Source organism: Actinomadura sp. RB99, assembly GCF_014706005.1.
Classification (GTDB): domain Bacteria; phylum Actinomycetota; class Actinomycetes; order Streptosporangiales; family Streptosporangiaceae; genus Spirillospora.
This window is the reverse complement of sequence record NZ_JABMCA010000153.1, coordinates 1-3,611: the sequence shown is the minus strand read 5'-3', so window position 1 is coordinate 3,611 and position 3,611 is coordinate 1. Positions and strand designations below refer to the sequence as shown.

Annotated in this window: 4 protein-coding genes; 1 reads left to right on the top strand and 3 read right to left on the bottom strand. The window is 72.9% G+C overall.

What is annotated here, in order from left to right; genetic code table 11:
- The coding region (locus amrb99_RS49055) for a hypothetical protein (RefSeq protein ID WP_190868971.1) at positions 1-895 on the top strand (895 nt) is incomplete at its 5' end.
- 54 nt (positions 896-949) lie between these two features.
- Here the strand turns inward: amrb99_RS49055 and amrb99_RS49050 are convergent.
- The 3 genes from amrb99_RS49050 to amrb99_RS49040 form a co-directional block, all read right to left on the bottom strand.
- Complete coding sequence (locus tag amrb99_RS49050) at positions 950-1,900, bottom strand: electron transfer flavoprotein subunit alpha/FixB family protein (RefSeq protein WP_190868970.1); 951 nt, start codon at positions 1,898-1,900, stop codon at positions 950-952.
- 21 nt (positions 1,901-1,921) lie between these two features.
- On the bottom strand, positions 1,922-2,701 hold the full coding sequence (locus amrb99_RS49045) for an electron transfer flavoprotein subunit beta/FixA family protein (protein ID WP_151591051.1): 780 nt from the start codon (positions 2,699-2,701) through the stop codon (positions 1,922-1,924).
- A gap of 275 nt (positions 2,702-2,976) precedes the next feature.
- Positions 2,977-3,611: hypothetical protein (locus tag amrb99_RS49040; protein WP_206700420.1), on the bottom strand; the 635-nt coding region annotated here is incomplete at its 5' end.

Sequence of the window (3,611 nt, the reverse complement as noted above, 5' to 3'; positions counted from 1 at the left end):
TGCGGGCGCCGCGAGCGCCGCGGGCGGATCCGGCGCGAGCGCCGGGACGGCCGGGACCGCCACGGCCGGCAAGGGCGTCCTCGGCGCGCTCGGCGCGAAGGGCGCCGCGGCGGTCGCGGGCGGCGCCGCCGTCGTCGCGGCGGGCGCCGGCGCGGCCGTCTACGTCGCGGAGGCGAAGGACAAGCCGGAGCCGAAGCCGATCGTGGCCGCGCTCGCCGCGCTGAACGAACCGCCGCAGGACCTCGGCCGCGGGATGACGTTCCAGGCGCGGGGGCAGGTCGTCACGGTCTCGGGCGGGCGGCCCGCGCTCGTCCGGAAGATCAACGCGGCGCTGCGGGCGCCGCTCGAGGAGCGGTGGGCCAAGACCCGCAAGGGGCTCGCCGGGATCGGCAGGGGCGGCTACACCGACGTCGTGAAGGCGGCGATCCTGATGCGCGGCGACCGGCTGCTGTCGGTCTGGTACACCGTCTCCCTCCAGGGCGAGCGCGGAACCGGCTGGGACCACTCGCCCGCCGTGACCGTCGACCTGCGGACCGGTGCCGCCTACCGCCCGCTCGACCTGTTCCGCGTCCCGACGCGGCAGGGCCTCGCGCCGCTGGACCGGAAGATCAAGGCGCACCTGCCCCACGGCACCTACTGCTACAGCGACGTCGACGCCGGGACCGGGCCGATCCAGCCGCACGGCACCGACAACCCGTCGGCGTTCGTGGGGACCGGCGACGTCAGCATGGCGCTCACGCCGACCGGCCTGCGCGTGGCCTTCTACGGCGCGCTGCTCGGCTACGCGTCCGCGTGCGGCGAGGAGGACACGACCGTCCCCTACGCCGAGGTCAAGGACATGATCAAGCCGGAGTTGCTGGCGGCCGTCCCGTACCCGCGGCCGGCGCGCTCCTGACACGCCGGACGCCCCGCCCCCGGAGCGTTCCGGGGACGGGGCGTCCGGGAGAGGTCACTTGCGCTTGTTGATCTCTTCGGTGAGCTGCGGCGCGACCTGGAACAGGTCGCCCACGACGCCGTAGTCGACGAGCTCGAAGATCGGCGCCTCGGGGTCCTTGTTGATGGCGACGATGGTCTTCGAGGTCTGCATGCCGGCCCGGTGCTGGATGGCGCCGGAGATGCCGACCGCGACGTACAGCTGCGGCGACACGGTCTTGCCGGTCTGGCCGACCTGGAACGAGTGCGGGTACCAGCCGGCGTCGGTCGCGGCGCGGGACGCGCCGACGGCCGCGCCGAGCGAGTCGGCCAGGCCCTCGATGATCTTGAAGTTCTCGGCGCCGCCGACGCCGCGGCCGCCGGAGACCACGATCGCGGCCTCGGTCAGGTCCGGGCGCTCGCCCTTCTCCTGGACGACCTTCTCCACAATCTTCGTGGCCTTGTCGGCGTCCGACAGGGTCACCGACACCGCCTCCTCGGCCGGGGTGGCCGGGGACGCCTCGGGGGCGACGGAGTTCGGGCGCACGGCGATGATCGGCGTGCCGGTCTTCACCTTGGCGTGCGCGATGATCCCGCCGCCGAAGATGGAGTGCTCGGCGACGAAGCCGTCGGCGACGTCCACCACGTCGGTGAGCACGCCGGAGCCGGTCTTGACCGCCAGGCGGCCCGCGATCTCCTTGCCCTCCGCGGTCGCGGAGACCAGCACCGCGGCCGGCGACTTGTCGGCCACGAGCTGCGCGAGCAGCGCGGCCTTCGGCGCGACGACGTAGGAGGTCAGCTCCTCGTCGGCGGCGACGTAGACCTTCGCGGCGCCGTACTCGCCGAGCTTGTCCTTGGCACCGTCGGCGCCCGGGCCGATCCATACCGCGGAGGCCTCGCCCAGCTTGTTCGCCAGCGTCAGCAGCTCGAGGGCGACCTTCTTGACCTCACCGTCGACGTGGTCGACGAGGACGAGAATCTCAGCCATTGTTCTAATCCCCTTCCTCGGTCAGACGAACTTCTTCGACGCGAGGAACTCGGCGATCTTCACGCCGCCGTCGCCCTCGTCGGTGACGATCTGACCCTGCGCGCGCGGCGGGGCCTCGGCGAAGTCGACCACCTCGGTGGCCGCGTTCGCCAGGCCGACCTGCGCGGCGTCGATGCCGGCGTCGGCGATGCCGAGCGTCTCGACCGGCTTCTTCTTGGCCGCCATGATCCCCTTGAACGAGGGGTAGCGCGGCTCGTTGATCTTCTCGACCACGGAGACCACCGCGGGCAGGGTCGCCTCGACGCGGTCGAAGCCGTAGTCGGTGACGCGCTGCGCCTTGATGGACGAGCCGTCGATCTCGACCTTGTTGGCCAGCGACACCTGCGGCACGCCGAGCCGCTCGGCGAGCATCGCGGCGAGCACGCCGGTGCGCGCGTCCGTCGACTCCGAGCCGAGGATCACCAGGTCGAAGCCGGTGCGGCCGAGGGCCTGCTGGATCGCGTAGGAGGTCTGCAGCGCGTCGGAGCCGGCGAGGGCGTCGTCCACGAGGTGGACGGCCTTGTCGGCGCCCATCGCCAGCGACTTGCGGATGGAGTCGGTGGCCTTGTCCGGGCCCATGGTCAGAACGGTCACCTCGCCGCCCTGGGCCTCCTTGATGCGCAGCGCCTCTTCGATGGCGTACTCATCGAGCTCGTTGATGACACCGTCCGCGGCAGCGCGGTCGAGCGTGCTGTCATCGGACTTCAGCTTGCGCGGGCTCTCCGTATCGGGAACCTGCTTCACCAGGACGACGATGTTCATGGCCGGTGGCCGACCTCCCTGCACTCAGTTGGCCGCTGGGGTAAGCGGACAGAGGGGCGCCGCCCATGACGGGTCGACGCGGACATGCGTTTCGCTGTCACAGCCTGCCAAACACCCGAACGTGCTTCGGAGCCGGGTCCCCGGTTCGGCCGTGCACGACAAATGTTACTCATCGGTAGCCTACTGGCAAATCCCAGTTCGTGAGACCTTACCCACGTGCCCACCGGGTTTGCCGGGCCCGTCCCGTCCAGCGGACGGCGTGACGCGGGCACCGCTCACCCGCGGTCCAGGGCGTTCTGCAGCCGGTCCATCGAGCGCTCCAGCGTGCTCTGCAGCCCGTACATCGGCGCGAAGCTCGGCATCAGCGACATCGCCCCGACCACCGCGACCAGCGCGAGCACGCCCAGCGCCACCCCCGCGACCGCGATCCGCCGCGGGCTGCCCGCGACCGCCATGAACATCCGCTCCAGCTGCCGGCGCGGCGCGCTGACACCCGGCGCCGTCCACAGCACCGCCGCCCCCGCCCCCGCGCCGAGCGCGCAGGCGCCCAGCGAGTCGATCTCCCCGCCGATCACCGACGCCGCCGCCAGCCCGAGCGGCACCGCCGCCGCCAGCACCGCCGCGTACGGGACGGTCAGCGCCGTCCGTCCGAAGGCCGACGCCCACCCGGCGACCGTGTCGGACGTCGCCGCCCGCAGCGCCGTCACCGCGACCAGGGTCAGCAGCAGGCCCATGATCGGCATCATCACCGCGACGCCGACCCCGATCACCACCACCATCGCCGCGAGCAGCCGCGCCCACGCCTGCGCCACCGCCGGCCCCTCCGGCCTCCCGGCCGGCTCCGCGGCGGGCACCGGCGCCACCGGCGGCGCGGTCTCCTCCACCGCCGGCGCGGGCGCCGGGACGGGCC

Excerpts from the sequence above, each read along its gene's own strand:
- amrb99_RS49050 (WP_190868970.1), bottom strand. The coding sequence starts at position 1,900 with ATGGCTGAGATTCTCGTCCTCGTCGACCACGTCGACGGTGAGGTCAAG.
- amrb99_RS49045 (WP_151591051.1), bottom strand. The coding sequence starts at position 2,701 with ATGAACATCGTCGTCCTGGTGAAGCAGGTTCCCGATACGGAGAGCCCG.